Genomic DNA, 15732 nt, shown 5'->3' with positions numbered 1-15732 from the left:
TGTTATTCGGCGGCTGCGACGACGCCCATGGGGCGCACATGCGGCGGTGTCTTCGCATCCCAGCCGGGCGGCGGGCTGAAGCTTTTCGACCGGCGCACCAGGAAATCCAGCAGATGGTTGCGCATCGGGTAATATTCCTTGAGCTGGTGCAGGGTCTCGCGGGTGCGGGTCTTGGGCAGCGTGTTGACCAGGATTTCCGCGACCTTGGCGCCCGGACCGTTGGTCATCAACACGATGCGATCGGCGAGCAGCAGGGCCTCGTCCACATCATGGGTAATCATGAAGACCGTGAGGTTGGTGCTGGCGCGCAGGCGCAGCACTTCGTCCTGCAATGTTCCACGGGTCAATGCATCGAGAGCCGAGAATGGCTCATCCATCAGCAGCGTCTTGGGCTCGACACTGAGCGCGCGCGCAATGCCCACGCGCTGCTTCATGCCGCCCGACAGCTGGGCCGGCTTCTTGTCGGCGGCGCCGGACAGGCCGACCATGCCGATGTATTTCAGCGCATGTTCGGCGGCCTGGGCCTTGGTCCATTTCGGCCAGCGCGACAGCACGGCGAAGACGACGTTGTCGAGCACCGTCATCCACGGCATCAGGGCATGGCCCTGGAACACCACGGCGCGATCCACGCTGGGACCTTCGATGGCAGTGCCGTCGAAGATGATGCCGCCTTCGGAGGCCGTGTCCAGGCCGGCCAGGATATTGAGTACCGTGGTCTTGCCGCAGCCGGAATGGCCGATGATGCAGACGAACTCGCCCTTCTCCATGCTGAACCACAGGTCCTCGAACACCGCCTTGTCGTTGCCGGGGAACTGGCGCTTCAGCGCCTCGACCGAAATGAAATGCTGGCTCATGGCGTGATCCTCATTCCGTGAAGGTGACAAGGCGGGTGAGGAAACCGAGCAGCTGGTCGAGCAGCATGCCGATCACGCCGATGAACAGGATGGCGTTGATCACATTGGCGATCGACAGGTTGTTCCACTCATTCCACACGAAGTAGCCGATGCCGGTGCCGCCGACGAGCATTTCGGCGGCGACGATCACCAGCCAGGCAATCGAGATCGAGATGCGCATGCCGGTCAGGATGGTTGGCGCAGCGGCCGGCAGGATGACGCGGAAGATCTTGCGGAAGGTGCCGACTTCCAGCGTGCGCGCCACGTTCAGCCATTCCTTGCGGACGTTGGCGACCGCAAAGGCGGTGTTGGTCAGCATCGGCCAGACCGAGCAGATGAAGATGACGAATATGGATGAGATCGCGCTGTCCTTGATGGTGTAGAGCGCCAGCGGCATCCATGCCAACGGAGAGACCGGCCGCATGATCTGGATGAACGGATCGAGCGCCTGGCGGAACAGGGGGGAAAGCCCGATCAGGAAACCAAGCGGCACGGCGACCAGCACCGCGAGGCCGAAGCCCAACGCCACGCGGCCGACCGAGTATGCCAGCTGGATGCCGATGCCCTGGTCGTTCGGTCCCTTCACATAGAAGGGATCGGCCAGATGACCACCCAGAATCCTGGCGACATCCAGCGGACCCGGCATGGCCGACTTGCCCTGCGTGGCCGTGAGGCCCATCAGCTTGGCATATTCCGGATCCATGGCCTGGGTCTCGCCGACGCCGGAGGTGGCGACATGCCAGCTCCCCAGCAAGGCGAGCAGCAGCAGCAGCGACACCATGGCTGCCCGGAGGCGGAACGACATCTTCATACGCGATACTCCAGTCCGATTTCTTCGGCCCAAATTCTTTGGGTCGTTACGCGCGCTTGATCTTGAACGACTTGATGTAGTCGTCCGGCTTGGAGGGATCGAAGGTCTTGCCCATTACCGAGAAGGTGCGATACGGCGAACTGGGCGGCGTGAGCCCCACATCCTGCATCAGCTTCTGCGTATCGGTGGCGAGGAAGACCTGTTCGGCCACCTTCTGGTAATCGACATCGCCCTTGAGCTGGCCCCAGCGCTTCATCTGGGTGAGAATCCAGATGCCGAAGCTCTGCCAGGGGAAGGGCGCGAAATCGACACGGTCGGGCACGCGCTTCACGCCGCCCAGGCCATCGGCGTAGGTGCCGGTCAGCACCTGCTCGACTACCGTCACCGGCTGGTTCAGGTAGGCCGCCGGCGCGATGGCTTCGGCGATCTGCTTGCGGTTCTCGGCCTTGGTCGCATAAGCCGTGGCTTCGATGATGGCGCGCAGCAGGGCGCGGTAGGTGTTGGGCGTCGTGTTGATGAATTCCTGGCTGGCCGCGAAGGCGCAGCAGGGATGGCCGTCCCAGATTTCCTTGGTCAGGATATGAATGAAACCGACGCCGTCATAGACCGCGCGCTGGTTGACCGGATCGGGCGCCAGGAAGCCGTCGATATTGTCGGCGCGCAGGTTGGCCACCATCTCCGGCGGCGGCACTGAACGGATCTGCACATCGGTATCCGGATCGATGCCATGTTCGGCCAGGTAGTAGCGCAGCAGGTAGTTGTGCATCGAATAGTCGAAAGGCACCGCGAGTTTGAAGCCCTTCCAGGACTTCGGGTCGCGCTTGTCCTTGTGCTTCATGGCCAGCGTGATGGCCTGGCCGTTGATGTTCTCGATCGCCGGCGCGGTATAGGGGATCGGCGCCGAACCGGTGCCGGTGGTGATCGCCAGCGGCATCGGCGACAGCATATGCGCCGCGTCGTATTCCTTATTGATGGTCTTGTCGCGGATCACCGCCCAGCCGGCGGTCTTGATCACATCGACATTCAGGCCGTGCTTGGAATAGAAGCCCATCGGATGCGCCATGATGATGGGCGTGGCGCAGGTGATGGCGATGAAGCCGACCTTGAGGTCCTTCTTTTCCAGTGGACCCTTGTCTTGCGCGAAGACTTCGCGCGCGGTGGCCAGCGGGAAGAACTGCTCGACCGCCGAGAGGAAAGTACCGGCGCCGATGGTGTGCAGCACGCGGCGGCGGGTGACGTCATTGGGGATCAGGGCGCGGACCACGGCCTGGTCGACCGCATTGGTGAGGCGCTTTTCCTCATCGGCCGCGACTGCCAGCTGCTGATTATGCTGAAGGAGCGCCAGTTCGGCATTGTGGTCGCCTAGGGATTTATGCGCGCCACACGGGCATGCAGACAGATCGGCACTCGCGTCGAACGGATTCTTGAACAGCGACATTGTCGGTGTATCCCCTACAGCCTTACCTGCGCATAAAAGTGCAAGGCATGTGCCAGAGGGGTGATGACGAGACTGACATTATGGTTACCGCACCGCGAATCGCTGCAAATGCCGCCATACGGATCATTGGTTCGCAGCTTCATACGATTGGCCCGCGCCTTCGGCTGCCGGGGCCATGCGCATTCCAGCTGAAACAGACACTCCTCCCGGCCCCGTCCGTCAATACGGCCGCTTTGCCGGACAGCGTCTGCAAAAAACTTGGGCAAGCCGGATAAAAAGCGAGCGAAACGCTACCCGTTGTGGGTCAAGGCGCCATCAGACCCCGCCGATCTGCCGAAGAATGCGGCGCAGCCGCCATGATGCAGCCGTATTTGCGCGGCATGGATATAACGACCATGTCTCGCCTCGCCAGTCTGTACGCCATCCCCGCTCTTGCCGCCGCCCTTGCGGCAATGCCTGCGCTTGCCCAGACCGCAGGCGGCGACACCCGCCTCACCATCGGCGGCGGCGGCCTGTTCGCGCCGACCTATCTGGGCTCGGACAGCTACGACGTCGATCCCATTCCGCTGATCGACCTGCGTCATGCCGACCGCCTCTTCCTCTCCACACGCGACGGCCTCGGTGCCAACCTGCTGGAGCGCGGGTCGAACTGGAAGGCCGGCCCGGTGATCAAGTATCGCTGGGCACGCGACCAGGATGACGACAGCGCGCTGCGCGGTATGGGCGATGTTGATGGTGCCGGCGAAGCCGGCGGCTATGTGCATTACGATCTGCGGCCGTTCAGGATCGGCGCGGAGGTCCGCCAGGGCTTCGGTGGCCATGATGCCGTGGTCGGCGACATCTTCGCCAGCTGGTCGACCAACCTGACCAACAGTCTGATGCTGACGGCGGGGCCGCGCGCCACCCTGGCGTCGAAGGATTTCACCCAGACCTATTTCGGTGTCGATGCCGGCCAGTCGGCGCGCAGCGGCTATCGCCAGTACAATCCCGACGGCGCCTACATGAGTTACGGCTTCGGCGCGAATCTCACCTACATGCTGACCGAGCGCCTGTCGCTCGGTGGTTTTGCCGGCGTCGACCGCATTGCCGGCGACGCGGCCGACAGCCCGCTGGTCGACCAGGCCGGCTCGCCGACCCAGGCCCGCCTCGGCCTCACGCTCGGCTATACCTTCGACTGGTAGGCTGGCGACTGGTAAGCGCGCCTAAATCCCGATCTTCCAAGTAATTCCAACGCTTCCCCCCGCCCTTTCCTGGCCTTCCCTCACGGCAGGCGGAGATGTAGCGATACATTTCCCCCTCTGGACTTGTGATAAAGCGCCCCTATCATCGCGGCACCCGAGACAAGAATCATAAAGAGCCGCCGCCATGGCCACTGATACTGCTTCCTCCGCGCCTCGCCCCTCCTTCCATCATCCCTCGCTCAGCCAATGGCAGAGCGTCTCGATCCTCACCGGCGCTGCCGTGATGCTGTCGCTGGCCATGGGCATGCGGCAGAGCCTTGGCCTGTTCATGCAGCCGGTGACGCGCGACATCGGCATTTCGGCCGCCGACTTCGCTTTCGCGCTGGCAATCCAGAATATCGTCTGGGGCGTGGCGCAGCCCTTTGCCGGCGCGCTGGTGGATCGTTTCGGCACGCGTCTGATCGCGCTGTTCGGTGGCCTGCTCTACGCCGCCGCCCTCATCATCACCGCCTATGCGCATGCGGCCTGGATGATAACGCTGGGCTCGGGTGTCATGATCGGCGTGGCGCTGGCCTGCACGACCTCGGGCATTGCCGCCAAGATCGCCGCTAAGGTCGTGCGGCCCGAACGCCGCAGCCTGGCCTTCGGCCTCGTCTCTGCAGCCGGCTCGATCGGCACCTTCTTCTGCGCGCCGCTGGCGCAGGGCGTGATCCAGACCAGCGGCTGGCAGATGGCGATGTTCGTCTTCGTCGCCTTGGCCGCCGCAATGCTGCCCGCTGCCCTGATGGGCGGCCGCGCCGACAAGGTGCCGGTGGACGGCATCCCCGGCGCCACCGAGACCATGCGTAGCACGCTGGGCGAGGCTGCCGGCCATGGCGGCTATATCGTGATGGCCGCCGCCTTCTTTGTCTGCGGCCTGCAGCTGGTGTTCCTCACCACGCATCTGCCCACCTTCCTGGCCGATTGCGGCGCCGACCCGATGCTGAGCGCGCAGGCGCTGGCGGTGATCGGCGCCTTCAATGTCTTCGGCAGCTGGCTGTTCGGCTGGCTCGGCGATCGCTATCACAAGCCGATGCTGCTGGGCCTGATCTATCTGCTGCGTTCGGTCGCCATCGCCGTGTATTTCATGTCGCCGGTCAGCCAGTTCAGCACGCTGGTCTTTGCCGCCATGATGGGGACGCTGTGGCTGGGCGTGATTCCGCTGGTCAACGGCCTGGTCGCGCAGATCTTCGGCATCCGTTATCTGGCGACGCTGACCGGCATCGCCTTCTTCAGCCACCAGGTCGGCAGCTTCCTCGGCGCCTGGGCCGGCGGCGTGATCTACGACACGCTCGGCTCCTATACACTGGCATGGCAGCTTGCCGCCGGCATCGGCGCAGCCGCCGGTGTGATGCAGTTGTTCATGAACACCACGCCGACCGAACGCGTACTGGCCAGCCAGCGCGCGGCGACAGCCGCAGAATAAGCCGCGCGGTCATCGACAAAACAAAAAAACGGCGGCGGGATATCACCCCGCCGCCGTTTGCATTTGTGCCCTGCAGTTCAGCGGGCCAGGTACTGCTGCACGGTGTCCTGCGCCACCTTCTGCAGATGTGCGGCGGTATCGGCATCCAGACCGGCCGTATACTTCAGGCCGACCGGCGACTTGCCGAACAGCGTGGCATAGGTGACGGCCGAGGCCAGATAGGTGCCGGCCAAGCTGGGATGACGCTTGTCGGCGACATAGAGATTGAGATCGGGCTTCAGCTTGATCGAATTGGCAAAGGCCAGACCGGCCGGGATTACCAGCGCCTTATGCTCGTTGCCGGCCTTGGTATAGGCCTCGGCCAGCTGCTCGGTCATTTCCGGCTTGTCCTGGTAGGCCCAGGACATGAAGAAGACCGGCTGGCCGCCATGCTTGCGCACCGTATCGCTATGCTTCTTGGTGAATTCGGCAAAGACCTTGCTCAGGGTCGGATGCACCGGGCACTGGCTGCAATCCATCATCACGGCCACTTCGAACAGCTTGCCGCCCGGCGGATTGAACACCACTTCGTTGTCGCCGACGAAGGAATAACGGCCGATGCCGTTCGGCTGGAAATAGGCATCGACGTTATGCCAGTCGAGGCCGGAGCCGCTGATCGTCACCGAGGAGGCACGGTATTTGTGATCCTTCATGCCTTCACGGACCATGAGGGCGATATGCCCGTGCATGCTGTTGTTGTAGTAGAAGAAGCTGTTGCCGATATAGATCACCGAGGCCGGCGCGGCGCCGCCGAGATCCTTCACCGCCGGCTTGGTCTGCGCCAGGGCGGCGGTGGCAGTGACCGACAGCACCAGGGCCGCCGCGAGTCCGATGGTGATGTCCCGCAGGGACCGTTTGCGCTGAGCCATGTGTTTCCTCCGTTTTATTGGCTTATGACGCGACTGTAGTGCGCCTGCCAATCGGAGGTCAAACCCGTTCCATACGAACCAATCCGCTAGCGCCGGTTGAACAGCCTTCCGACCGTCAGGAGCGTGGTGAGAAAGGCGCCGGCAACCAGGCCGATCCAGAGTCCGGTGACACCGAGCGCCCGCATCTCGCAGAGGTAGAGACCAAGCGGCACGCCAATGCCCCAGTATGAGATGAGCTTGTAGATCATGGGCGTACGCGTGTCCTTGCACCCGCGCAGCAGACCCAGGGCGGCCAGTCCGGGATAGCCGACAAACTGCAGCAGTCCGAGCAGTAACAGCAGGCCGACGGCAACCTGCGCGGCTGCGATCCCCGCCGCACCGGCATCAAAGAACCATGCGGCCAGCGGCTGGGCACCGGTCACCAGCAGAAGACACAGCGTCGCCCCGCCGGTGACAGAGAGGAACAGGCTGGCGGCAGAAACAGCGCGGCTGGCGCCCGCATCCCCAAGACCGATGGCGCGTGCCATGCGCACCATGGCGGCCTGCTGCAGCGCCATCGATCCTGCATAAACGATTCCCGCCATGCGCAAGGTCAGCGTATGCGCGGCAACATCGGCCGCGCCAAGCGTGGCCGCATAGAGCGTCACCGCCAGATAGATGCCGGTTTCGGTGGCGGCGGTTACGCCAATCGGCAGACCGACACGCAGCACGGCGACCAGACCACGCCAGTCGAAGCCGGATGCTGCTCCCGTTGTGACCGCGGCCCGACGCGCCATCACGACCAGGGCCGCCAGCGTTCCCGCCGCAACCAGCAGGGTGGCGACACCCGATCCGGTCGGACCCAGCGCGGGGATGGGACCGAGGCCCATCATCAGGACATAGTTGCCGATGGCATTCAGCGGCAGCATGGCAAGCGTGACCTTGAGAAAGGCCTTCGGCTTTTCTGCCGCCGTGAGAATCGTGCGATAGAGCGTGACTCCCAGCATCGGAATGAGGGTCAGCGCCATGGTCTGCGTGAATCCCGCGCCGAGATTGAGCAGGTCGCGTTGCAGGCCGAAGGCCTGCAGCCAGACAGGGGCGAACCACACCAGCGGCACGGCCGGCACCGCCAGCAGGACCACCATCGCCCAGCCGATGCGTTCGAGCCGGATGCGATCGGCGGCATCGTTACGCGCCGCAGCCGCCGCATAGAACGGCGCGATGCCGCCAATCGTACCGGCGCAGAGGTAGAAGATGATCGAGTACAGGTCACTGCCGACCGACACCGCCGCCAGCGCATCGGTGCCGAACAGCATCGACACCATCAGGGTGTCGGTCACGCTCATGCCCATGTTGACCAGCGCGATCAGCATGATCGGCATGGCCAGTCGCAGCAGCGATTGCCCTTCCGTCAGGCGCAGACGCCAGCCGGAATCCGTGGCTGGCATCGCAAGACTGTCTTGTGCAATAGACATTGAATTACCCATGAAGTGCCGCCTTGCGGCGTTCTAGCGGTTGCGCAAACGCCGTTCTGCGATCCCGAAGCGCTGCCGTGCCTCGAATTGCGCGGCAACCGGATCGATACCGGCATCGCGCAACGTGCGGCCATCGACCTGCGCCAGGGCCTGACGCGCCTGTATCCGTCCCCGCCATGCATGCAGAGCATCGACAAGCCGCGTCAGGCAGTCCGTGTGGCGATCATCGGCACGACGCCCGATGATCGTCCAGGCAATGGCCCGCACGGTCAGCGCCGCGCTTCCAGGATCAGGTTGAACGGCGTCGCGGTGGCGCGGCGCATCCGCGAGAAACCGTTGGCCTTCACCAGTTCCGCCAGCCGGCCCTCGCCCGCCTGCGCGCCCAGCACGTGCGTGCCGTTTTCCGAAATCGCATGGGCGCAGCACAGGGCGGTCGAGCCGGCATAGTACATGCGGCCGATCGGATTGAGATTGTCCTCCACCTTGTCGTTGGCGAAGGGCTCGACCAGCATCAGCGTGCCATCGGGCGCGAGCGCCGAGGCCGCCTGCTTCAGCGCCTTGTCAGGATGGCCCATGTCATGCAGTGCATCGAAGAAGCAGATCAGGTCGAAACCCTGCGTCACATAGTCGCCGGCCTTGGCGACCTCGAAATAAACGCGGTCGGCCACGCCCTCTTTCTTGGCGTTCTCGCGCGCCTGGGTGATCGAGCCGACATGGGTATCGAAACCCCAGAACTTCGAATTCGGGAAAGCCTTGGCCATGAGGATGGAGGAATGGCCATGGCCGCAGCCGATATCGGCGACCTTCGCGCCCTTCTGCAGCTTGGGAACCACGCCATCCAGCGCCGGCAGCCATTCCGGCACCAGGTTGGCGGCATAACCGTTGCGGAAGAAGGCGGCGATGCCGCAATAGAGGCGCTCGTGATGATCGCCCCAGGCGACGCCCTTGCCGGTGCGGAAGGCCTCGATGGTCTTGGGTTCGTCATGCCACATCGAAGCACCGACCTCCCAGGCATTGGGAATGAAGACGGGGCTGCTCTCGTCAGCCAGGAGCAGCGCCTGCTCGGGCGTGAGTTCGTATTTCTGCTCGACGGCGTGATACATCACGTAGCCGCCGGCGGCCTGGCAGTTCAGCCACTCCCGCACATAGCGTTCGGCGCAACCGGCGCGCTTGGCCAGATCGGTCGAGGTCAGCGGGCCGGCACCCACCATGGCCTTGTAAAGGCCAAGCTTGTGGCCGATCACAATCATGATGCCGCCCTGGCTGGCCGACATGTCGGTCACGGCCATGCCAACGAGGGCGTTAAGCTTATCCTGATCTATCATCATAGAATCATTCCCTTCTCTGCTATTTACCCGGGGGGCGGGCGGCGGAGAATGGCTTGATTCGTGGCGGAAGATGAGAGCGTAACTTGTCAATATCGGTCCTGATATGCCATCTGTGCCAGTCATGAGCCAACTGCCGCACCTTCATGTCAGCCTGGTGGCCGTGCCGGAAACCTCGGTTTCGACCATGTTTGGCCTACATGACCTGCTGAATGCGTTTCGCATGATGGCGGGATTTGTGCCGGGCTCGCCCGACACGCCGCCCTTCAAGGTCGAGATTGTGGGCCATTCCTCCGGACAGCTGGTTCTGGCTGGAGGCACGCCCGTGCATATCCATCGCGGCATCGCAGAAATAAACCGGACAGATATCGTGATCGTGCCGACGCTGATCACCACCGACTGGAAAACAGGACGGTATCCGGAGCTGGTGAACTGGCTGAAGGCGGCTCATGAAAGCGGCGCGATGATATGCTCGGCCTGCTCGGGCGCGTTCCTGATTGCGGAAACCGGACTCCTCGACGGTCAGGCCACCACGATCCATTGGAATTTTGCCAGGCAGTTCGAGAAACTGTATCCGGCTGTTCCGCTCAATCCTGAAAAGCCACTGGTCGTGGCCGGTGAACGCCAGCAGTTCGCATCCTGCGGCGCATCCATGTCATGGCATGATCTGGCGCTGTATCTGGTTGCACGCCATGTCGGCCCCGCCGCCGCGCAGGGCGTGGCCAAGTTCTTCGCCGTGCAATGGCATCGGGACGGCCTGTCCCCCTACATCATCTTCGAAGGCCGGCAGGATCATGGCGACGCGGCGGTGCTGGCGGCGCAGAACTGGCTGGGCACGCATTATCAGGTTGCCGATCCCGTCGAGGAAGCGATGAAGCAGTCAGGGCTGGCAGAACGCACCTTCAAGCGCCGCTTCACCAATGCGACCGGCCATGCCCCGCTCGACTATGTGCAGCGCCTGCGCGTCGAACAGGCGAAGCTGCGTCTGGAACGCAGCAATGACTCCGTCGATGAGATCGGCTGGCAGGTCGGCTATGAGGAGCCGGCCTTCTTTCGCCGGCTGTTCAAGCGCATCACCGGTCTATCGCCCAGCGCCTACCGCCGCCAGTTCCAGTTCCCCACCTACATAAAAGACCTAGGCCGTCCGTAGTCGCCGCGGCGATGGCGTCACCAGCGCCGCGGCCCGCGCCGAGATCGTCATCGCCGGCTGCTCCACCAGATGATGCAGCAGCCAGGCGGCGGTGACCGCCAGCGCACCGACCGCGATGGATGCAATGACCGAGGCCGGCGCATGGCCCAGATGCGGCGCCAGCGGCAGATAGGCCATGCCGCCGAATGACCAGATCAGCGGCGCATGCAGCAGATACAGGCCGAACGAGATGCGGCCCAGAAACGCCGACAGGCTGTTGGCGAGGAAATGCTGCAGCACCGGCGCCAGCATCACGCCGAACACGATGAGCGCCGCACGCATCTGGCTGGTGCCGAGGATCGCCTGCCCGGCCGGATCGGGCGGCGTCGAGGCCGGATCGTAGACGCTGATACCGAATAGCGGGAACAGGCACAGGCCCAGGATCACCAGCGTGACGCCAACCGGGCCGCGCCAGACGCCGGGTTCGACGCCGCGCTTCGCATCCAGCGTTGCCAGTTCATAGAACACGACGCCGAGCGCGAACAGCGAGCAGTAATTGGCGATCCAGCCGCCCGGCCAGGCCTGCGGCAGCAGCGCCAGGCCGCAACCAACCAGCAAAGCCGTGACCAGGCGCGGCAGCCCGCCCGGCACATACAGCGCCAGCAGGAAAACCAGAATGGAGCCGGGGAATTCGATGCGGATGGTCCACAGCACCGGATCATGCACCGGCGTATCGGGGCCGACGAAGGCCGTGACAAAGGCCTCGCGCAGGATGTCCCAGACGGACGGATCGTAGGCCGGCGGGAAGAACTTGCGCATCCAGCTCGACTCCGAGGCCCAGCCGATGGCGATGCTGCGGTCGGCATTCATCTGCAGCAGCGCCAGCACCACCAGTCCGGCGGCGAAGATCGGCAGCCCGAGCCGCAGCCAGCGCTTGAGCGTCAGCGCCGGCAGGCCGAGCGCCAGCCCTTTGTCGCGCGCATTGCTCACCGCGGCCGTCAGGACGATCCCCGACAGGATGAAAAAGATCGACACCGCCAGCGGACCATCGGTCAGGAAGCTCAAGGGCGCGGCCGCCGGTGACGCCTTGATCCCGGCTTCATGGCCATCCGGCGCAAAGGCCAGCAGCAGGTGATGGAACAGCACGAACAGCGCTGCCCAGCCACGCAATCCATCGAGATACAGAATCCGGCGCATACCTCATCCCGCCCATAGTCGTCAGACGGCAGATTCAACGCTGCAGCGCAGCAGATTTCACACCACCGTGAGGCTATGTCTCATCATGGTCACAGGTGGTATCGTGCGGGCCGATTCACGCCGTCTGATTCATGGAGAAATCACGCACCATGTCCGCCAAGCACCTGTTCCCCACCGCCGTCGCCGGCAGCCTGCCCAAGCCCGCCTGGCTGGCGGAAACCCACAAGCTGTGGCCGCAGTGGAAGGCGGAGGGCAAGGACCTTGAGGATGCCAAGCGCGACGCGACCCTGCTGTGGATCAAGTCGCAGGAAGATGCCGGCCTGACCACGGTGGGCGACGGCGAGATGTCGCGCCAGCATTTCGTGCATGGCTTCGTCGAGCATATCGCCGGCATCGACCGCCAGAACAAGGTGGAGATGGGCATTCGCGACAACCGCTACAAGGCGATGGTGCCGCGCGTGGTGGGCAAGCTGGAGCAGAAGCAGCGCGCCCATCCGTGGGAAGGCGCCTTCTGCCGCGCCCATACCAAGCGCACGCTGAAATTCACCCTGCCCGGCCCGATGACCATCATCGACACCATTGCGGATGAGTATTACGGCGACCGCATCAAGATGGCGATGGCCTTTGCCGATCTGCTGAATGCCGAAGCCAAGGCGTTGGAGGCCGAAGGCGTCGATATCATTCAGTTTGATGAGCCTGCCTTCAACGCCTATACCAAGCAGGCCGGCGAATGGGGCATCGAGGCGCTGCATCGCGCCGCCGACGGCCTGAAATGCAAGACCGCCGTGCATATCTGCTACGGTTATGGCATCAAGGCCAATATCGACTGGAAGAATTCGCTCGGCCAGGAATGGCGCCAGTATGAGGATTTCTTCCCCGGTCTGGCCAAGAGCAAGATCGACCAGGTCTCGCTGGAATGCTTCCACTCCAAGGTGCCGCCGCACCTGATGTCCATGCTGGAGGGCAAGGAGGTCATGGTCGGCGTGATCGATGTGGCATCCGACACCATCGAGACACCGCAGGAGATCGCCGAGACGATCAAGACCGCCATGCAGTATGTGCCCAAGGACAAGATCATTCCCTGCACCAACTGCGGTCTGGCTCCGCTGGACACGGCGGTGGCGCAGGCCAAGCTGAAGGCGCTGGGCGATGGTGCGGCGCTGGCGCGGGAGCAATTCGCCTAGGGAACAGTTCGCTTAAGGAACGGTCCGCCTTGTAAAACCGTTGGGGTCCCGGTCGTCACAAACCGGGGCCCTTTTTCATGGATACCGCCACTTTGCTTGGCGCCGGCGCCGCCATCGCCTCGACGGTCAGCTTCACGCCGCAGGCCTGGAAAGTGATCCGCTCGCGCCGCACCCATGATATCTCGGCGGTGATGTACAGCATCACCGTGGTGGGCTTCGCGCTCTGGCTGGCCTACGGCCTGGTGCTGATGCAGTGGCCGATTATCCTGTGCAATGGCCTCTGCCTGCTGCTCTCGGGCTTCATCCTGTTCATGAAGCTGTCGCCGCAGCGCGTGAAGGACGAGGTGGCGGATAGGGTCGATCCGGCGAAATAAGCCGGGCGCGACTCTCGTTCCTTTCGCTTCGTTTTGCTTCGTTTTGCTTCGTTTGCGTTCGTTCGGCTTCGTTTCAGTTCGTTTCGCTTCGTTTGCGTTCGTTTTGGTTCGTTTGGCTTCGTTTGCGTTCATTCCGGTTCGTTACGGTTCACTGGAGTCCGTTAACGACCGCTGGAGCCCACTGGCGCCCGCGAATACATCTATATGCAGACCACCACCGAGAGCGGCGGGCCTCACCTCTGCTGGATTCACGATGCACGACAACAGCAGGCAAAACGGTGGAAAACCGGCTTGCCTGGATATTTGACCGATAAGAACATATAGAGTACATTAAACCAGTTCGATGGACAACGATTTTTCCTTCCAGTCCTGGCTCGACCGCTGGGCCTGCGCCCGATCTGCCGCATGGCGGCGCGGTGATCAAAACCCACAGCAGCCACTTGCTGCCCGTCGTCACGACGGATGGCATTCCGGCGATGCTGAAATGTCCGCAGGAACACTACGAACGCCTGGGCGGCTTTCGGATGCGCTGGTGGGATGGCGATGGCGCGGCGCGCGTGCTGGCCTATGACGACCACGAGAACATCGGCACGCTGCTGCTCGAACGACTCTCGCCCACATCATCGCTGCCCGCCATGGCGCATGACACGCAGAACACTGACGACGATGCGACGCGCATTCCCTGTAGGGCGGCGTGCTGGCGACGGCAGAAGACGACCGGGAGACCGCGAAGTATCCGCTGCTGATGGCGGAAATTGCAGCCACTTTATGATTTCAGTCCGAGCCACATTCTGTATCTTCTAAAACTCTACAGCAGGTTCGGAGGACAGGTGAGGATAATTGTATACAGCGTGCTGGCGGCGTTGCTCATGGCCTGTCAGTCACCAACGGCAAAAATTGAAGTCTCCTGCCATGGCGCTCCCTATTCATCCACCAAAGCTGGCTATGACGAGAAATATCCTCTTGTCCTTTCCTTGCGTCGTAGTTTTTCGGAAGCAGCAGCATCCGCAGCCCGTCAGTCCGGAAAGATAATCACTCAGTCTGCACGGCTGACAACGCCGCCAGAAATCTCGGCGATAGAACGTGGTTACATTGCCCACATAAGCGGGGGCCTAGTGGGCCTCTTTCTGACCGATGGTAGTTTCTGGACCGGCATAGACCTCGACCGCATGGAAGTCATTCATGTAGAGCGCCGATCATACGACGCTCGCAACAGACAGAGCCGAAGGCCCAGAGACCCAGTCTTTACCGACAAAAAAGCTGCAAGCTTTGCTCGCAAATGGGAAACCGAGCAGCAAATGGAAATGGAAGTCGTGACCCGGAAGCCACTTTTAGCCACAGACATCGAAAGTATTGTCTGTGCCGCGAATGAGGTTTGGGCAGACCCGCAAATGCTTAATGCCAGCATGCAATCCCTGTCACACGGTGTGGTTGGCGTCAGGATGCAATTGCGGGATCGTCTGAGCGAAGCCGACGATCTGTTCATTTATGCACGCAATCTGGCGCCCACTGAAAACAAGCTGGGAAAAATAGTTCAGGAGATAAGAAGACTATATCCGCCCTACGCATGGAATCTTTCATCCTCTTCATGAAAGACGGGGGCGTGAAAGAAAAGGGCGCCGTTTCCGGCGCCCTTTGTCGTTACGATGCTCGCATCCTCTATTTCGGCTGCGGCACGATCCGCAGGTAAGGCTTCGGCGCCTTCCAGCCGCCGGGGTATTTCTGCTTCGCTTCATCATCGCTCACGCTGCCGGCGATGATCACATCCTCGCCCGGCTGCCAGTCGGCCGGCGTCGCCACCTTGTGCGTGGCGGTCAGTTGCAGGCTGTCGACGATGCGCAGGATTTCATCGAAGTTGCGGCCCGTGGTCATCGGGTAATGCAGCTGCGCCTTGATGGTCTTGTCGGGCCCGACGATATAGACCGTGCGCACGGTGGCGTTGTCGGCCGCCGTGCGCCCCTTGGATGAGTCGCCGGCTTCCTCGGGCAGCATGTTGTAGAGCTTGGCCACCTTCAGATCGTGATCGCCGATCAGCGGATAATCCGGCAGGAAGCCGGTGACATCCTTGATGTCGCCGACCCAGCGCTTGTGATCCTCGACCGGATCGATGCTGAGGCCCGCCACCTTCACATTGCGTTTGTCGAATTCGGGTTTCAGCTTGGCCACGGCGCCGAGCTCGGTGGTGCAGACCGGCGTGAAGTCCTTGGGGTGGCTGAACAGGATGCCCCAGCCATCGCCGATGAAGTCATGGAATTTCAGTTTGCCGACCGTGCTGTCGGCCTCGAAATCCGGCGCCTTGGCGCCAATGCGCAGACTCATGATGTCCTCCCTCCGGGTTTCTGGAAAAGACATAAGCTAGGGCGGTGGCAGCAG

The 15732-nt window shown here is 62.7% G+C and carries 16 protein-coding genes; 7 read left to right on the top strand and 9 right to left on the bottom strand.

The window, feature by feature from the left end:
- Positions 1 to 2: 2 nt before the first annotated feature.
- Genes AC1RRE_RS03355 through AC1RRE_RS03345 form a run of 3 tightly spaced genes read right to left on the bottom strand, consistent with a single transcriptional unit; the run spans position 3 to position 3142 of the window.
- Entirely contained in the window at positions 3 to 854 is an 852-nt protein-coding gene (locus AC1RRE_RS03355; RefSeq protein WP_492979671.1) for an ABC transporter ATP-binding protein, read from the bottom strand.
- A gap of 10 nt (positions 855 to 864) precedes the next feature.
- The gene (gene ntrB, locus AC1RRE_RS03350) at positions 865 to 1704 is read right to left on the bottom strand and encodes a nitrate ABC transporter permease (RefSeq protein WP_492979670.1); all 840 of its coding nucleotides are present in this window, start codon (positions 1702 to 1704) and stop codon (positions 865 to 867) included.
- A 46-nt stretch (positions 1705 to 1750) separates the two neighbouring features.
- The gene (locus AC1RRE_RS03345; protein WP_492979669.1) at positions 1751 to 3142 is read right to left on the bottom strand and encodes a CmpA/NrtA family ABC transporter substrate-binding protein; all 1392 of its coding nucleotides are present in this window, start codon (positions 3140 to 3142) and stop codon (positions 1751 to 1753) included.
- Positions 3143 to 3537: 395 nt separating this feature from the next.
- Here AC1RRE_RS03345 and AC1RRE_RS03340 point away from each other — a divergent pair, with 395 nt between their 5' ends.
- The gene (locus AC1RRE_RS03340) at positions 3538 to 4323 is read left to right on the top strand and encodes a MipA/OmpV family protein (protein ID WP_492979668.1); all 786 of its coding nucleotides are present in this window, start codon (positions 3538 to 3540) and stop codon (positions 4321 to 4323) included.
- A gap of 184 nt (positions 4324 to 4507) precedes the next feature.
- Positions 4508 to 5788 carry an MFS transporter gene (locus AC1RRE_RS03335; RefSeq protein ID WP_492979667.1) on the top strand — a complete coding sequence of 427 codons (1281 nt, stop codon included), beginning with the start codon at positions 4508 to 4510 and terminating at the stop codon, positions 5786 to 5788.
- 77 nt (positions 5789 to 5865) lie between these two features.
- On the opposite strand, the gene AC1RRE_RS03330 is transcribed toward AC1RRE_RS03335, so the two are convergent.
- The 4 genes from AC1RRE_RS03330 to AC1RRE_RS03315 all read right to left on the bottom strand — a co-directional run bounded on the left by AC1RRE_RS03330 (position 5866) and on the right by AC1RRE_RS03315 (position 9478).
- Positions 5866 to 6696: a hypothetical protein gene (locus tag AC1RRE_RS03330; protein WP_492979666.1), complete on the bottom strand. Its 831-nt coding sequence runs from the start codon at positions 6694 to 6696 to the stop codon at positions 5866 to 5868.
- Positions 6697 to 6782: 86 nt separating this feature from the next.
- Entirely contained in the window at positions 6783 to 8150 is a 1368-nt protein-coding gene (locus AC1RRE_RS03325) for an MATE family efflux transporter (RefSeq protein ID WP_492979665.1), read from the bottom strand.
- 33 nt (positions 8151 to 8183) lie between these two features.
- Positions 8184 to 8417, bottom strand: coding sequence for a YjiS-like domain-containing protein (locus AC1RRE_RS03320; protein WP_492979664.1), 234 nt, complete (start codon positions 8415 to 8417; stop codon positions 8184 to 8186).
- Positions 8418 to 8419: 2 nt separating this feature from the next.
- Positions 8420 to 9478, bottom strand: a complete 1059-nt coding sequence (locus tag AC1RRE_RS03315) for a class I SAM-dependent methyltransferase (protein WP_492979663.1) — start codon at positions 9476 to 9478, stop codon at positions 8420 to 8422.
- A gap of 121 nt (positions 9479 to 9599) precedes the next feature.
- On the opposite strand from AC1RRE_RS03315, the gene AC1RRE_RS03310 reads away from it, so the two are divergent.
- A complete protein-coding gene (locus tag AC1RRE_RS03310) occupies positions 9600 to 10625 on the top strand; it encodes a GlxA family transcriptional regulator (protein WP_492979662.1) in 1026 nt (341 codons plus the stop codon).
- Here the strand turns inward: AC1RRE_RS03310 and AC1RRE_RS03305 are convergent.
- Positions 10611 to 11801 carry an acyltransferase family protein gene (locus tag AC1RRE_RS03305; protein ID WP_492979661.1) on the bottom strand — a complete coding sequence of 397 codons (1191 nt, stop codon included), beginning with the start codon at positions 11799 to 11801 and terminating at the stop codon, positions 10611 to 10613. The two genes, AC1RRE_RS03310 and AC1RRE_RS03305, sit on opposite strands and share 15 nt — an antisense overlap.
- Positions 11802 to 11950: 149 nt before the next feature.
- Here AC1RRE_RS03305 and AC1RRE_RS03300 point away from each other — a divergent pair, with 149 nt between their 5' ends.
- The 4 genes from AC1RRE_RS03300 to AC1RRE_RS03285 all read left to right on the top strand — a co-directional run bounded on the left by AC1RRE_RS03300 (position 11951) and on the right by AC1RRE_RS03285 (position 14951).
- Positions 11951 to 12985 (top strand): methionine synthase, encoded by a 1035-nt coding sequence (locus AC1RRE_RS03300; RefSeq protein WP_492979660.1) that lies wholly within the window; start codon positions 11951 to 11953, stop codon positions 12983 to 12985.
- 77 nt (positions 12986 to 13062) lie between these two features.
- Positions 13063 to 13359 (top strand): SemiSWEET family sugar transporter, encoded by a 297-nt coding sequence (locus AC1RRE_RS03295; RefSeq protein ID WP_492979659.1) that lies wholly within the window; start codon positions 13063 to 13065, stop codon positions 13357 to 13359.
- A gap of 416 nt (positions 13360 to 13775) precedes the next feature.
- The gene (locus AC1RRE_RS03290) at positions 13776 to 14105 is read left to right on the top strand and encodes an aminoglycoside phosphotransferase family protein (RefSeq protein WP_492979658.1); all 330 of its coding nucleotides are present in this window, start codon (positions 13776 to 13778) and stop codon (positions 14103 to 14105) included.
- 105 nt (positions 14106 to 14210) lie between these two features.
- Positions 14211 to 14951, top strand: a complete 741-nt coding sequence (locus tag AC1RRE_RS03285) for a hypothetical protein (protein ID WP_492979657.1) — start codon at positions 14211 to 14213, stop codon at positions 14949 to 14951.
- A gap of 67 nt (positions 14952 to 15018) precedes the next feature.
- On the opposite strand, the gene AC1RRE_RS03280 is transcribed toward AC1RRE_RS03285, so the two are convergent.
- Positions 15019 to 15678 (bottom strand): peroxiredoxin, encoded by a 660-nt coding sequence (locus AC1RRE_RS03280; RefSeq protein ID WP_492979656.1) that lies wholly within the window; start codon positions 15676 to 15678, stop codon positions 15019 to 15021.
- Between the last annotated feature and the right edge of the window lie 54 nt (positions 15679 to 15732).

The organism is Ferrovibrio sp. GW821-FHT12D07 (assembly GCF_058807275.1).
The sequence above is the reverse complement of the archived record's forward strand: the minus strand, read 5'-3'. Positions and strand labels throughout refer to the sequence as shown.